This is a genomic window from Bacillus sp. FSL K6-0069, assembly GCF_038007785.1.
Lineage (GTDB): Bacteria > Bacillota > Bacilli > Bacillales > Bacillaceae_G > Bacillus_A > Bacillus_A mobilis.
The window spans coordinates 1,454,579-1,469,009 of the sequence record NZ_JBBOXN010000001.1; the positions used below are offsets into that span (position 1 = coordinate 1,454,579).

Annotated in this window: 13 protein-coding genes; 3 read left to right on the top strand and 10 right to left on the bottom strand. The window is 36.0% G+C overall.

Annotated features, from left to right (window positions below; translation table 11 throughout):
• Entirely contained in the window at positions 1–513 is a 513-nt protein-coding gene (locus MHB74_RS07555) for a Crp/Fnr family transcriptional regulator (RefSeq protein WP_061680308.1), read from the bottom strand.
• Between the two features lie 170 nt (positions 514–683).
• Between MHB74_RS07555 and MHB74_RS07560 the strand changes: the two genes are divergently transcribed.
• Positions 684–911, top strand: a complete 228-nt coding sequence (locus MHB74_RS07560; protein WP_061680307.1) for a hypothetical protein — start codon at positions 684–686, stop codon at positions 909–911.
• Between the two features lie 292 nt (positions 912–1,203).
• Here MHB74_RS07560 and MHB74_RS07565 read toward each other — a convergent pair whose 3' ends face one another.
• From MHB74_RS07565 to MHB74_RS07575, 3 genes are all read right to left on the bottom strand, one after another.
• A complete protein-coding gene (locus MHB74_RS07565) occupies positions 1,204–2,004 on the bottom strand; it encodes a sulfite exporter TauE/SafE family protein (RefSeq protein WP_000455763.1) in 801 nt (266 codons plus the stop codon).
• Between the two features lie 117 nt (positions 2,005–2,121).
• On the bottom strand, positions 2,122–3,120 hold the full coding sequence (locus MHB74_RS07570; protein WP_061680306.1) for an inorganic phosphate transporter: 999 nt from the start codon (positions 3,118–3,120) through the stop codon (positions 2,122–2,124).
• 11 nt (positions 3,121–3,131) lie between these two features.
• On the bottom strand, positions 3,132–3,752 hold the full coding sequence (locus MHB74_RS07575; RefSeq protein ID WP_061680305.1) for a DUF47 domain-containing protein: 621 nt from the start codon (positions 3,750–3,752) through the stop codon (positions 3,132–3,134).
• Between the two features lie 312 nt (positions 3,753–4,064).
• On the opposite strand from MHB74_RS07575, the gene MHB74_RS07580 reads away from it, so the two are divergent.
• Positions 4,065–6,107 carry a transglycosylase domain-containing protein gene (locus MHB74_RS07580; protein ID WP_061680304.1) on the top strand — a complete coding sequence of 681 codons (2,043 nt, stop codon included), beginning with the start codon at positions 4,065–4,067 and terminating at the stop codon, positions 6,105–6,107.
• Between the two features lie 95 nt (positions 6,108–6,202).
• On the opposite strand, the gene MHB74_RS07585 is transcribed toward MHB74_RS07580, so the two are convergent.
• The 3 genes from MHB74_RS07585 to MHB74_RS07595 all read right to left on the bottom strand — a co-directional run bounded on the left by MHB74_RS07585 (position 6,203) and on the right by MHB74_RS07595 (position 10,321).
• Positions 6,203–6,631, bottom strand: a complete 429-nt coding sequence (locus tag MHB74_RS07585; protein ID WP_061680303.1) for a hypothetical protein — start codon at positions 6,629–6,631, stop codon at positions 6,203–6,205.
• A gap of 212 nt (positions 6,632–6,843) precedes the next feature.
• Complete coding sequence (locus MHB74_RS07590) at positions 6,844–8,808, bottom strand: Gly-Xaa-Xaa repeat protein (protein WP_340843964.1); 1,965 nt, start codon at positions 8,806–8,808, stop codon at positions 6,844–6,846.
• Positions 8,809–9,049: 241 nt separating this feature from the next.
• Positions 9,050–10,321 (bottom strand): ATP-binding protein, encoded by a 1,272-nt coding sequence (locus MHB74_RS07595; protein ID WP_061677834.1) that lies wholly within the window; start codon positions 10,319–10,321, stop codon positions 9,050–9,052.
• 160 nt (positions 10,322–10,481) lie between these two features.
• Between MHB74_RS07595 and MHB74_RS07600 the strand changes: the two genes are divergently transcribed.
• The gene (locus tag MHB74_RS07600; RefSeq protein ID WP_061677833.1) at positions 10,482–11,327 is read left to right on the top strand and encodes a DUF72 domain-containing protein; all 846 of its coding nucleotides are present in this window, start codon (positions 10,482–10,484) and stop codon (positions 11,325–11,327) included.
• Between the two features lie 294 nt (positions 11,328–11,621).
• On the opposite strand, the gene MHB74_RS07605 is transcribed toward MHB74_RS07600, so the two are convergent.
• From MHB74_RS07605 to MHB74_RS07615, 3 genes are all read right to left on the bottom strand, one after another.
• Entirely contained in the window at positions 11,622–11,816 is a 195-nt protein-coding gene (locus MHB74_RS07605; RefSeq protein WP_001094861.1) for a DUF3924 domain-containing protein, read from the bottom strand.
• A 125-nt stretch (positions 11,817–11,941) separates the two neighbouring features.
• Entirely contained in the window at positions 11,942–12,472 is a 531-nt protein-coding gene (locus MHB74_RS07610; protein ID WP_000806236.1) for a tyrosine-type recombinase/integrase, read from the bottom strand.
• 107 nt (positions 12,473–12,579) lie between these two features.
• Positions 12,580–14,391 carry a sensor histidine kinase gene (locus MHB74_RS07615; protein ID WP_061677832.1) on the bottom strand — a complete coding sequence of 604 codons (1,812 nt, stop codon included), beginning with the start codon at positions 14,389–14,391 and terminating at the stop codon, positions 12,580–12,582.
• Positions 14,392–14,431 lie beyond the last annotated feature (40 nt).

Here is a 14,431-nt window from a genome sequence, read left to right on the forward strand (position 1 = left end):
TTATTTTACCTCGTTTTTTATTTGTTCTCGTAATAGTCGATTTACCGTTTCACGGCGTATACCAATCAGTTGGCCGATTTCAGTTTGCGTTAAGATTTCATATATAGGAATGTCACCTAAATATAGTGTGAACCATTCTTGTAAACGATGAAGACGTTCTTTCGGAGAGACGGTTGTCAATTGATCGATACGCTGCTGCATCATTCTTAATTTTGATTGTAATTGCATAGCAATATTTGCGTATGATGCGGGATTTGCCTGAAGTTGATCGTACCATTCACTACTAATGATAGATTCAACTTCTGTTTTCATTAAAGCGATTGCTGTACCGTGATACTCCTTCGGTGAAATTAAAGAATGGTGAGGTATCGTTTCACCTGGAACAATAATGTTGAATAAAAATGGTGTTCCATCTTCTTCGATCCTTACTACTTTTAATAAGCCTGTTTTTATAAAATATAAAGGACCGTCCTCGCCTTGACGGAATAGTACATCTCCTTTGTGTAGAATCAATGTTAGCCCCCCCTTTAAACATTTCTATTTCTTTTATTGTAGCGTATATGTATAAAGACAATATGCTATTTAAACAGCAATTTCATTGACGAAATGTATGCTATTACAGTAGTATACTATTTAGTGTGTAATAGTACTAGCAATGAATACGCTGTAGGGGGTTTAGTATATTGTTAGATGCGATAAAAATGACGGATATGAGAATTCCGGCGAATGCTACCATTCATGTAGAAGAGATGAAAGGTGGAGTCGTATTATCCGTTGAAGTAGACGGCCAAATTATTTATACGATGGCTTATGACGAAGAAACAGATAGTTATGCTGAATTATATGATCGAAACGATAAGAGGGCGTGCCAAGTACATGAGGATTTTATGGGATGGTCACTTCTTCATTAAAAAAGATGTCAATATGACATCTTTTTTTATTAAACCGATAGAATATACAAAGAAATGAAATATAAGGATAAAATTTGTAATAAATGATTTTGCATTGTTAGCACTTTGTAACTGCAAGTAAACTATTTTTTCGCTATCATAAAGATAACAGTCGCAGTTATAGGAGTGGTCAACTTGAAGAAAGTACATATTTCAAATTATATGCTATTATGTGTTTGTTTAATTTTATTTGTTCTCTTAGGAGGATTTTTATATTCATGTGTATAAAAAAAACGTATTCTAAAAGAACACGTTATAAAAAAGAAGTAATAATTAATCTAGTCCCGAGAATAATTAATGTGATACGTAATAAATTAATTACGGCTTTACCACTTAATTTTGTATTGATATAAGCCCCGATTTTTCCGCCAATCCATGCACCAGGAATAAGAATTAATGCATAAATCCAGCTGACATTTCCAAGGGAGATGTGCGTTGCAGAACTTACAATGGCTGATAGAAATACGATAAACATCGAAGTTGCTACAGCGATATGTGCTGGGAATGCAAAAAGCAGCATCATTGCTGGAACAAGTAAGGCACCGCCACCAATTCCAAATAACCCAGATATAAAACCAACTATAAAGGCGATAAAGATAGCGAGAAGCGGTGGAAATTGATAGTGTACAGTGTTTCCTTCGTTATCTGTAAAAGAACGTTTAATTACCGTCATATTTGATAAAGAAAGAGGGTTTAATTTGTCTCGTAACATAAGAAGAATAGAGACAAAAATAAGGAAAATCCCAAAATATAAAGAAAATGTATCTTGGTTTAAAAATTTGTTTGCCCACGAGCCGATGATACCACCAGGGCCACTCCCGATAAATAAAATAAGTCCACTTTTGTAATCTACTCGTTTATGCTTCATATAAGTAAGGGTGGAAGATAGTCCTGTGAAAACGACTGTTACCATTGAAGTTCCTACTGCAAGTTGTGGTGATAGACTGTGTAATCCGATTAATAACGGAACAATAATAATTCCGCCACCAAGCCCGACTAGACTCCCGACTGTCCCGGCGATTAGCCCGATGAAAAGTAACATGATGTATTCCAAAATTGCCAACTCCTCTATATAACTTATCCACCAATTATTATACACGCTTTTTCATAAGAAAAAGGTTTGTTCACAAAAAAGTCGTCTTCCTAGAAAAATAAGGAAGACGACTTTTGATTAAAAGATCAAGTGTAATAAAGAGTAGAATAAAGCAGCTAAAGAAGCTGAAATAGGAAGTGTGATAACCCAAGTAATTAACATGCGTTTTGCAGTTCCCCATTTTACACCTTTTACACGATGAGAAGCACCAACCCCTAAAATAGAAGAAGAGATAACGTGCGTCGTACTAACTGGTAAGTGAATGAATGTTGCACCGAAAATAACAAGTGATGATGATAAATCGGCAGCTACACCATTTACAGGACGAATTTTCATAATTTGTCCACCGACAGTTTTAATAATTTTCCATCCACCGACAGAAGTACCAAGACCCATTGCAATCGCACAAGATAATTGTACCCAGAACGGGATGTCGCTAGAAGTATGATAGCTATTAGCCATAAGAGCCATCGTAATGATTCCCATTGCTTTTTGCGCATCATTTGTACCATGTGTATAAGCTTGTAATGCAGCAGTGAAAATCTGGAATATACGGAAGTTTTTGTTCGTCTTCGTTAAATTAAAGTTTTTAAAGACTACTTTAAATATACTGTATACGATATAACCAATAACAAAAGCGATAATTGGCGAAATGATTAAAGCTTCAAGAATTTTTATGAATCCTTTAAGATTTAATGAGCTAATACCGGCCGCAGCGATAGCTGCACCTGCGATTGAGCCAATGATTGCATGCGAAGAACTACTTGGAATACCGTAGTACCAAGTGATCAAATTCCATGCTATTGCCGCAAGTAAAGCAGCTAAAATTACAAGAGAACCATTTTGCAAGGCAAATGGATCAACGATATCTTTTGTAATCGTTTTTGCTACACCTGTAAATGTCATCGCACCTAAAAAATTCATAATAGCTGCCATAATAATTGCATGTCTAGGCTTTAGAGCTTTCGTTGAAACAGCCGTTGCAATAGCATTTGCTGTATCGTGAAATCCATTAATAAAGTCAAAAGCTAAAGCGCAAATGACTACTAAAACGGTCAGTAACAAGAGTGTATCCATGATCAAACTCCTTACGCGTTCTTCATAATAATTGTTTCTAATACGTTTGCAACGCTTTGGCAGCTATCCGCTACTTCTTCAAGCTCTTCGTAAATCTCTTTGTATTGAATAATTTTAATCGGATCTTTCTCACGAGAGAATAAGTGCTTAATCGCATGACGGCGAATATCATCACATTGTGATTCGTAGTCCTTAATCTTAATCGCGTTCGTACGAATGTCGACTAACTTCTTTTTAGACAGTAGTTCAACAGAATTTGCAATCTCAATCGCACATTGATTAATTGCTTCAACGAATTTAATCATGTATTCATCAGCTTCTGTAATAGAATACATTTCGAATAGACCAGCACTATGATCTAATCCGTCTAATACATCATCCATACTCATTGCAAGTTGTAGGATGTCCTCACGTTCAATTGGAGTAATAAACGCTTTGTTTAGCTCCATAATGATTTCGTGAATAAATGAGTCACCTGTTGACTCATACTCTTTCATGCGCATAGAAAACTCTTTTAAATCGCTAGCATTTTTAATTTTATACTCCACGAAAAACTGCGCGCCTTCTTTTAAATTTTCGGAAACATTCATTAACATTTCAGAAAATTTATCTTTTTTTGATTTAAATACCATTATTAGTTACCCCCACAAAAGTAATATATGTAAAATATATTGGCTAATCAATTCTAACAAAAAACTGTCGTTTTTTAAAACATTTTATCGAAAAGTTTACAAAAACTTAACATAACTCTCATTGTTGTATTAATAATATTAATAATCAATATTGAATATCTTACTTGTAGAATGTCCTTTTCCTGCAAAAAGTATGAATGTGAAAGAAAAGCTTTACACTACAGGAAAGACTACGTTATTATAATAAATTTAAAAGGAGGTATATTCTTCCTTTTGAAAAGAAGAGTGTAAACAAACGAAGGAAGTGAACGAATGAAATTGAAGAACACTCACTTAAAAAAAATGCAGGAGTGGTTCAATAAGAGGAAGAAACTTCGTAATTCATTAATTGTATTAGGAAGTTTACTTGCTACTCTATTTATTGCTATAAATATAATAATTTCCATTCAAGACATATCTGAATTAAAACAAGCTGTTCCGCAACCGACCTTAATTTATGATGCAAATAATGAAGTTGCGACTAAATTAGCTTCCTCTAAAACAGAAGGTGTTAAAAGGAAAGATATTCCTGACATTATGGTTCAGGCAATTGTTGCAGTAGAAGATAAGGAATTTTTTAACCATCACGGTATTTACTATAGTGGAATTATAAGTGCAGTTTTTAAAAATATTACAGCAGGAGAAGTTGTAGCAGGGGGAAGTACGATTACACAACAACTTGCGAAAAACGTATTTCTGACACAAGACCGCACATACTCTCGAAAAATAAAGGAATATTTTTTAACAAAAAAAATAGAGCGTACGTATACGAAAGATGAAATTATTGAAATGTATATGAATCAAATTTATTTTGGTGAAGGAGCTTGGGGGATAAAAAGGGCAGCTAAATCTTATTTTGATAAAGATGTAAAAGATTTAACAGCTTCAGAAGCTGCAACGATTGCTGGATTGATTAAAGCACCGTCTGCCTATTCGCCTTATAAAAACTTTAACAAGTCAATTGAAAGACGTAACGTCGTCTTAAGCTTAATGAAAGAGCAAGGATACATTTCTGACGAACAGCATAATAAAGAAAAAGAGAGCGGTCTTGTGTTAAAACGTGGTGTGGATGATAAATACAAGGGGAAATACTCTCAATATGTAGATTATATTGTTAGAGAAGCGATGGACAAGTACGAATTAACACAAAATGAAATTTTAGCGGGTGGTTATCGTATTTATACAGAGCTTGATCCGAAAAAACAACAGGCTGTGGAAGATGTTGTGAATAATGATAGTTATTTCAAAGATAGTGGCTCAGATCAGCTTATGCAAACGGGTGTAGTTCTTATGAATCCCAAAACAGGTGGTGTACCAGCTTTAGTTGGAGGCAGAGGGCCGTATCAGTTTTTACAGTTTAACCATGCAACCCAATTGAAAAGACAACCGGGCTCAACGCTAAAGCCTTTGGCTGTATATGTACCAGCGTTAGAGCAAGGGTATGAAGTATACGATATATTAAAAGATGAACCATTTAATATTAAAGAATATAAACCACAAAATAGCGATCATACTTTTCACGGTGATGTGACGATGTATGAAGCTGTGGCAAAGTCGTACAATGTTTCCGCTGTTTGGTTATTAGAGCAAATTGGATTGGATAAAGGATTGAAATCTTTAGAGCGTTTTGGTATTCCATTAGTGCCAGAAGATCGTACATATCCGATTGCTTTAGGCGGGATGCATGTTGGGACCTCGCCATTTGTAATGGCTCAAGCGTATAGTACATTTGCAAATGACGGTGTTCAAGTGGAAGCTCATGCGATTAGGGAGATACAAAATGCTGAAGGTGAAACGATTGGAAAGTGGTATAAGAAAGAGACACGGGTGACGAGCGAGAAAATTGCTCAAAAGATGACATATTTATTAAAAGGTGTTGTCGAAAAGGGCACGGGCGAAAAGGCGAAAGTTAATAATGTTGATACGGCAGGTAAGACAGGAACGACTCAAATTGTAAATGGACCAAGCACCGGTGCAAAGGATTCATGGTTTGTTGGATACACACCAGATTTAGTAGGTGCGATTTGGGTAGGGTATGATAAAACAGATAGTGATCATTATGTTCCGGGGGGAAGTCAAATTACGACGACAATGTTCCGGGATATTATGAAAAAAGCGAATACCAATCCAGCTCAAAAAGCATTCCAGTTATCACTCATATCTGAGGCTGATTATAAAAAACAATTGACTACAATAGAAGAGGAAAAACGAAGGAAAGAAGAAGAGAAGAGAAGGAAAGAAGAGGAACAACAAAGAAAAAAAGAGCAACAAGAGTGGATTGATAAAGTGAAAGAATGGATCCCTTCATTTTGGTAAAAGAAAGAGGCGAATAACAAAATTCGCCTCTTTTTCGTATGAAAAACAAAATGAAACTTTAAACGGTTGAAATTCTCCTTTCTCCTTACTAGTTACTATTCGTTAAGTATAATGTTCGTACTGCCAAAGGATTCGGAATCGTATGTGACGGTTATTTTTCCTTTACTAATAGGTTCGTAAGGTAATTCTTCTTCGTAATTACCATTATTTTCATTGTGGATAGAAAGTGTAATTTCATCGATTTTTTTATTTGTATATTGATCTTTAATCGTTTCAGCAATTTGAAGTAATGCTTCGGAACTAGAAGCTTTCGTAATAAGCATTCCTGTTATAACTTTTTTTTCATTATGTGTTGCATTGGAATAAGGGATGTTGCTTTGTTTTGCATACAAAAGTTTGTATGGAACGGTTTTTCTCTCTGCTTTTGATATAGTGGAATATTTTAGAGTTAAAAAAAATCCTACACATAAAATAATGCATACCATAAGAGCAAACCAAATGCGTATTAGTGACATAACTCTCATTTTCATCCCTCTTTCATATCTTTGACTTCACTATTTATCATACAAAATGAGGATTAAGGTAGAGTAAATTTGAGGTAAAGAAACGTAAAGAAGGAGCACTTATCCTCCCAAATAAGTGCTCCTTTTTATTAAAAGAGAGATTTAATAGACAGTCAAAAACCTATTACTTATAAATTTGCTTAGTCATTCCGAAATATTATTGAAAATTGTGGTTAGTAAATTCGGAAGACCGAAAGTATAGCAGTTGTTTCGCCTGTGTTAGGAATAGAAATAGTATTTGCTGTAGGTTGTACAGAAATTGTTGTACCAGCTTGTAAAGTAATGATTGTAGAGAAAGAAACTGCACTACCGATAACGTTAGTTGAAAAATTACGACTAGGTGGTTGGCCGTTAAATGAAAGACCAAAGCCAAATGGTGAAGAACCTGGGAAAGTTGTAGATGCAGAGAAACTAATATCATATACACCAGTTTCTAAAACCGTTAGAGTATCAGAACCATTAAAGGAGATGTTTGTTAATTCAAATGTTTCATTGAATTGTACATTGCTTCCCGGTGAGACTGTTTGTGCAATTGTGTTTCCTAATACAGCTGTAGTTACAGGAACTGGAGTACCCGATGCACCTGTCGCGCCAGTAGCACCAGTAGCACCTTGAGCGCCAGCCGGTCCTTGAGCACCAGTAGCACCTTGAGCACCAGTAGCACCTTGAGGGCCAGCTGGTCCTTGAGCACCAGTAGCACCAGTAGCACCAGTAGCACCTTGAGCGCCAGCCGGTCCTTGAGCACCAGTAGCACCTTGAGCACCCGCTGGCCCTTGAATACCTTGAGGTCCTTGAGCACCAGTAGCGCCAGTAGCACCTTGAGCGCCGGCTGGTCCTTGAGCACCAGTAGCACCTTGAGCGCCGGCTGGCCCTTGAGCACCAGTAGCACCTTGAGCACCCGCCGGTCCTTGAGCACCAGTAGCACCTTGAGCACCCGCTGGTCCTTGAGCACCAGTAGCACCTTGAGCACCAGCTGGTCCTTGAATACCTTGAGGTCCTTGAGCACCAGTAGCACCTTGAGCGCCGGCTGGTCCTTGAGCACCTTGAGGTCCAGTAGCACCTTGAGCACCTGCCGGTCCTTGAATACCTTGAGGTCCTTGAGCACCAGTAGCACCTTGAGCGCCAGCTGGTCCTTGAGCACCGGTAGCACCTTGAGCACCAGCTGGTCCTTGAGCACCAGTAGCACCTTGAGCGCCAGCCGGTCCTTGAGCACCAGTAGCACCTTGAGCGCCAGCCGGTCCTTGAGCACCAGTAGCACCTTGAGCACCCGCTGGTCCTTGAGCACCAGTAGCACCTTGAGCGCCAACTGGTCCTTGAGCACCAGTAGCACCTTGAACGCCGGCTGGTCCTTGAGCACCAGTAGCACCTTGAGCGCCAGCTGGTCCTTGAGCACCAGTAGCACCTTGAGCGCCAGCTGGTCCTTGAGTACCGGTAGCGCCAGTAGCACCTTGAGCACCCGCCGGTCCTTGAATACCTTGAGGTCCTTGAGGTCCAGTAGCGCCCTGAGCACCCGCTGGTCCTTGAGCACCCGCCGGTCCTTGAGGTCCAGTAGCACCTTGAGCACCCGCCGGTCCTTGAGGCCCAGTAGCACCTTGAGCGCCCGCTGGTCCTTGAGGTCCAGTAGCACCTTGAGGCCCGGTAGCTCCCGTAGCACCAGTAGCACCTGTTGCTCCTCCTCCTCCAAGGCAGCCTGATCCGTATTGAACTAAGATAGCTTGGATTTCTGAAATGAGTTTAACTAGTTTGTCGATCGTACAGCAATCTACTTTGAATAATTTAGCAATATACAATAAATAATTAAGCAGGCTTTGTAACTCAACATACAATGCTCCGCATGAAAAAGGTTTTGTCGTTAAAATAGTTAATAGATTAGCGATAATAGAATTTCCAATTTGTTTTTGTGCTGGAGATAAATCTAAGCAATTGAGGAATTTTTGTAGGTTATTTAGGGCAACAATCAAGTTATCGATATTATGTTGCGAAGGGTTTTGAAAGACAGTTTGAATAGCTTGGCCAAGAGCTTGAAGAAGTCTAACGAATTCTGTAAGTTCGGACTTAGAGATGTTAATATAACTACAAGCTCTGACTTCGCAACAATCATTACCATAAAATACTTTTCCTTTATTTTTATTGTTCATCTTTTCATTCCTTTCTTTCATAGAATCAATAGTCGTTACTATATATTAAAATGAAATTTAAACTAAATTCGTGATGGACAAACTACTATTTCTAAAAAAATAAGAAGTTTGCCTACTAAGCGAAAACAATTAAGTTATGGAGAAAGATTTATAGAACTTAAAAAAGATTAGTTCAACATAAAAAAGCATGCCAATTGCTAGGAGTATATAACAATTGGCATGCAGTTTGTGGAGGCGTACCTCATTTGTATTCATTTAATCTTTCAAGGGTCGTTTTAGGTAGAATTGGAATTGAAATAGTGAAAGTTGTACCATCTTCATTACTGGTCATTTTTAATGTACCGTTATGATTTTGAATAATTTTCTTCGTTACTGACAAGCCCAGTCCTGTGCCCGAATCTTTTGTTGAGAAGAATGGATCAAAGATATATTCCTGAATGGCTGGTGAAATACCAATTCCATTATCAGTGAAAGTAATACGAACAAAATTATCTAGGCGATAACTAGTAATTTGGATAGAAAGTTTTTCTTCGCCTTGAGCATCGACAGCATTCTGAAATAGGTTTAAAAAAACTTGCACAAGTTCATGACGATCAATATTGACTAATACATCATCCAATTCGGTAGAAAAATTATAATCAATTGAAATGTTATGTAAAAAGACTTCACTAGCTAGTAACTGTTGAATATATTCACGTAAAAATGTGTTAATAGGAAACGGTTCTCTTGTAAATTCGCGCGTTTTTGAAATAGCTAAAAATTTTGTAATAATACTATTTGCGCGGTCTAATTCAGGAATGAGTAAGTTTTCAAATAATTCTTTATTAGATGGAGAAACACTTTCTTGTAAAAATTGTAAGTAACCCCGTACGGTTGTAAGAGGATTACGTACTTCATGTGCAATCCCAGCTGCAATTCGCCCTGCTAACGAAAATTTCTCTGCATCACGTTCTGTGTTTAAATAATGAAAGACACTAATAATTCTAAATATCTCTCCGTTATAATCACGAATAATTCGGTTATTTAATATGCCGTAGTTTTTGTCTAAAACTTCCTCATTATATAATTCTGTTCCCGTTCTTAATGTTTCAAGAGCTTTAATTTTTTCTTCTGGCAATTTTAATAATTGTTGAATTGGTTTTCCGATTATTTCATTTCGTACTACACCAAAATCATCTGCTGCAGCTTGATTACATAAAGTTATATTTCCTTTACTATCAACAAAGGTGACATGATGTGAAAAAGCATCGAAAATATGAACAAAGTATGTTTCAAGTTGCTCAAATAAAAATAATGAATCGCAGGTAAGCTGAAACTCAGCTTCTTTATTCTCTTTTTGTATGTTTTGTATAGAATGAGTCGTTCTCGTTTTCTTTATTTGTAAACCAATATGTGGATTTTTGTATGTGAAATGATGTGGTAATTGATTCACAAGTTCTTCATAAAAACGTACTTTATTTTCTAATTCTTCTATTCGTTTTTCATGAGATACAATATCATCGTTTGGAAGCATAAATAAATAACCCCTCAATTTAAAAATTCTTCCATCTAGTATATCATATTTTTATACGGATACTCTTAAAGAAGGAGCTACTTAATGAAATTGATTAGTCGAGGTGTTCGGGAATTGAGTAAAATGGATAGAAGGTGAAGTTAAAAAGGGAGGGATATATTTGCTTTTCATTGGAGTGACAGGATGGGGAGATCATGATTCTTTATATATAGATCCCTATGAAAATAGAAATAAATTACGAACATATAGTGAGCATTTTCCTATTGTGGAAGTGGATAGTTCATTTTATGCGATGCAACCTGCGCGAAACTATACAAAATGGGCAACGGAGACACCGAAAGATTTTTCTTTTGTCGTAAAAGCATATCAAGGGATGACGGGACATATGAAAGGTGAAATTCCGTTTTCTACGTTCGACGAGATGTTTGATGTGTATAAACAATCTATTCTTCCTTTAATAGAAGCTAATAAATTAAAAACGATTTTATTTCAATATCCACCATGGTTTGATTGTAAAAAGAAAAATGTAGATTTTCTTCGATATACGAAAGAGAAAATGGAAGGTTTGCCGTGTGCCATAGAATTTCGAAATCAAACATGGTTTTATCCAGAAATGAGAGATAAGACTTTACGGTTTTTGGAACAGGAGAAATGGATTCATACAATTTGTGACGAGCCACAGGCGGGGATAGGTTCGGTACCGCTCGTTTTAGAAGTAACGAATGCAGAGATGGTGTTAATACGTTTTCATGGTCGAAATGTTCATGGCTGGCTGGATAAAGGGGAAAATTGGAGAGCGGTTCGTTGCTTATATCGCTACAACAATAAAGAATTAGAAGAATGGGTAGAAAGACTAGAGCAATTGAAAAAGAAGACAAAGGGCATATATGTACTATTTAACAATAATTCGGGCGGAGATGCAGCCGATAATGCGAAACAGCTTATGAAAATGATGAATATTACATATGGTGAGCCGAAGCCCGAGCAATTAAATTTGTTTGAATGATAATAAACAAGAAAGGCACTGTACAAACAGGGGGAATGTACAGTGCCTTTCTATATGAAAAAGAGGGGTAACAATGTTACTGAGCGTTTGGTTGATTCATCAATTGTTGGCTTCGTAATAAATGATAATGGTTATCATTATCAATGTCAATAGTTTTCGGAAAAATAAATAAAAAACTTTTTATGAGACAGTAATAGTAGGGAGATTCCTAATAAAAAGCTTGGCTGAAGCAAAGAAGTTTTTCGGGGAGAATGCTAGTAAACCCCTGATAAAGTATCAAAAAAAGAACAGCAATTAATGCTGTTCTTTTCCAGTAACGAATTGTTGTAAATCAAAAGGAGTTATCGCTTGGATAAACTCTTTTGAGATAAGTGTTTGAACAAGAGTACTCTCAGAAATGGAAGCACCTGTTTTCTTTTCGTAAGCTTGCTTTAATAAATCAAGTTTTTCAGCCGTTTCTTTCGGTAATTCAATTGTTAATGTGTTCATAATTTCTCCCCCTTATTATTAGAGTACCACTACAATATAGGAGAGACAAGAAAAGAAAAGAGAGTGTGAAACATAAAAAAGGTTACCATTTATAAAATGGTAACCTTTTTTATGTATAAGAGTTATTAAGCAATACCGATATACTTTAAAGTTTTTGACGGAGTACTATGATCAAAGAAGTGTTGTAAAAATGCGATATCAACACCTGATTTGTATGCACAATATCCCCAAGTTTTTCGAAGTGTATGTGAGCTAATCCCTTCTAATCCAACTTCTTTTGCAGCTTTGTTTAAAATGTACCATGCATGTTGTCTCGTAATAGATTTTGTTCCTTTTTGAGACTTTAATAATGGTTCATTACGTTTCCAAGTTTTACGTTCTTTCATGTAGTCTTCGATCGCGTGCTGTAAGTCTTCATTTACAGCAAACCATTTATGTTTCTTTACTTTTTCATTGTAAAATAAAATGGAATGGCGAACATTTTCATTTTCATCGATTACATCACTAACTTTTAATTGTAAGATTTCACTTACTTTTAAGCCAGAATTTACAGCTAATACGAATAATAAGCCATCACGTTTCGAAGATTGTAAAAGTATATTTTTGATAGTTTCTAATTGTTTTTCATTTTGAATAGGTTGTCCTGCTTGTTTCATTTCACGCACTCTCCTCTTTTATGTGTGTAAAGGAAAGGATTAACTTGTTTCTTACTATAAAGGGAGAGTGTGAATTTCATGTGAACTCCTAGTGAAATTAAGACAAATTATTTGACTTCTTTTACTTTTTGTAAATTAAAGTAGAATACAACACTATTCGTCGTGTTATATACACCGTACTCGGCATGGTGGAGGTCTAAAATGTTTTTTACAATAGATAATCCGAGACCAGTACCACCAGTATGACGGCTACGAGATGCATCTAAACGGTAGAAACGATCCCAAATTTTTTCAAGACTGTCTTCTGGGATAGGGTTTCCTGTGTTTTCGATTTCGACTTTTACTGTATCTTCCATTGCTATAACAGAGACTTGTATTTTTTCTCCATCTGGCGTATATCGAATTGCGTTGCTAAGTAAGTTCACAACCACTTGCTCAATACGACTACGATTCGCTTTCACAAAAATAGAGGAATCTACATCTATGCTCACTTGTAAATGTTTTTCTTCCATGCTAAATAATAACTTTGTATAGACTTGTTGAATTAATTCACCGATTGAGAATGTCGTCATATCTAGTTTGTACGTACCTGATTCTAATTTTGCTAATTCTAACATTTCAACAATAAGTCTGTTCATGTTTTCTGTTTCTTCTAAAATAACATCTGTGTAATACGTCGTATCTTTACTAACGCCATCTTTAATTCCTTCCGCGAAACTTCTAATTACACTGAGTGGTGTTTTTAATTCGTGTGATACACCAGAAATGAATTCTTTTCGCGTTTTCTCTAATTGACGTTCCCGTTCAATATCTTGTTGTAATTTTGTATTGGCAACATTTAATCGATCGATTCGGTCTTTTAAGTTTACAGATAGCGTATTAATACTGCCGGAAAGCCCACCAATTTCATCGTCTGCTGTCACAGGTAATTTTTCGCTAAAATCAAAATTGGCCATTTTTTTTGTAACACGATTCATTTTAATTAATGGTTTCACAATGATTTTTGAGTAGTAGAAGGATAACAAAATAATTACGAGAAATACGATGATTAAGGCATAGACATAATAATCCTTTAAAACAAGCATTGCTTCATTAACAGGTTGCAAGGATGCTACCGCAAAAGCGTATTCTTTAATCTTTCCATCTTCCATAATAGGTTGTACAAAGATACTATTCTTTATATTTTCTCCGCTATCTAGTAGAAAATGGCTCAATTGCTGTGGGCTAGTAGTGCCGTCTCTAATAATTTCTGCAAAATATTGAACGGCTTGTAATGTTTCAAGATCATTTGCAAGACGAACATCAGCTTTGGATGGAAGCTGTAACTTAGATACAATACCAGTAAACTCAATTTGAGTTACAGTTTTGGATCGACTTGTAAGTCTATTTTTAGCAGGGTTACCATTAATGGATTGAAAATCTGAGTTGATATATTCGTTTTGCCATCGATTATAGTTTGTCGTCAATTCTATTGGTGTTATGGTGGAATCTTGTACAAAACCGACGACGTTTATCATCCCATCTTTTTTCAATCCTAAGTTTTCGAATTTATTATATTCTTCGGGCGTTAAAAGATTATTGAGTGGAATGGAATATGCTTTGTTATTTTTAGGGTTAATTACATCAATGTAAAAATTATTGTCGCTTTTAATAATGCCGTTCGTATTTAAAAACTGCATTTCGGCATTTGTTTTATCATGAAATTCTTGTTTTAGTTTTCGAATTTCTTCATAAGTTTTACCACTTTTTTCGTAATTATCTACGAACTTCTCGAAAGCAGTTTGAACGGTTTTTACCTTTTTATTAATATAAAATTTCTCTAAAAATAGAGATTGTCCTAGGAAAAAAAGGAGGAATATGATTGTAAATAATGTTGATGTTAATAAAAATAGTTTAAAGACGATACTTCTGTTTTTCACTGCGTCACCTCTTGTGAGAAATACTGTAAATGATTTCTTT

What these genes read in the sequence shown, in the direction of transcription:
- MHB74_RS07570 (WP_061680306.1), bottom strand. Translation starts at nt 3,120, where the DNA reads ATGGATACACTCTTGTTACTGACCGTTTTAGTAGTCATTTGCGCTTTA.
- MHB74_RS07575 (WP_061680305.1), bottom strand. Translation starts at nt 3,752, where the DNA reads ATGGTATTTAAATCAAAAAAAGATAAATTTTCTGAAATGTTAATGAAT.
- MHB74_RS07580 (WP_061680304.1), top strand. Translation starts at nt 4,065, where the DNA reads ATGAAATTGAAGAACACTCACTTAAAAAAAATGCAGGAGTGGTTCAAT.
- MHB74_RS07585 (WP_061680303.1), bottom strand. Translation starts at nt 6,631, where the DNA reads ATGAGAGTTATGTCACTAATACGCATTTGGTTTGCTCTTATGGTATGC.
- MHB74_RS07590 (WP_340843964.1), bottom strand. Translation starts at nt 8,808, where the DNA reads ATGAACAATAAAAATAAAGGAAAAGTATTTTATGGTAATGATTGTTGC.
- MHB74_RS07595 (WP_061677834.1), bottom strand. Translation starts at nt 10,321, where the DNA reads ATGCTTCCAAACGATGATATTGTATCTCATGAAAAACGAATAGAAGAA.
- MHB74_RS07605 (WP_001094861.1), bottom strand. Translation starts at nt 11,816, where the DNA reads ATGAACACATTAACAATTGAATTACCGAAAGAAACGGCTGAAAAACTT.
- MHB74_RS07610 (WP_000806236.1), bottom strand. Translation starts at nt 12,472, where the DNA reads ATGAAACAAGCAGGACAACCTATTCAAAATGAAAAACAATTAGAAACT.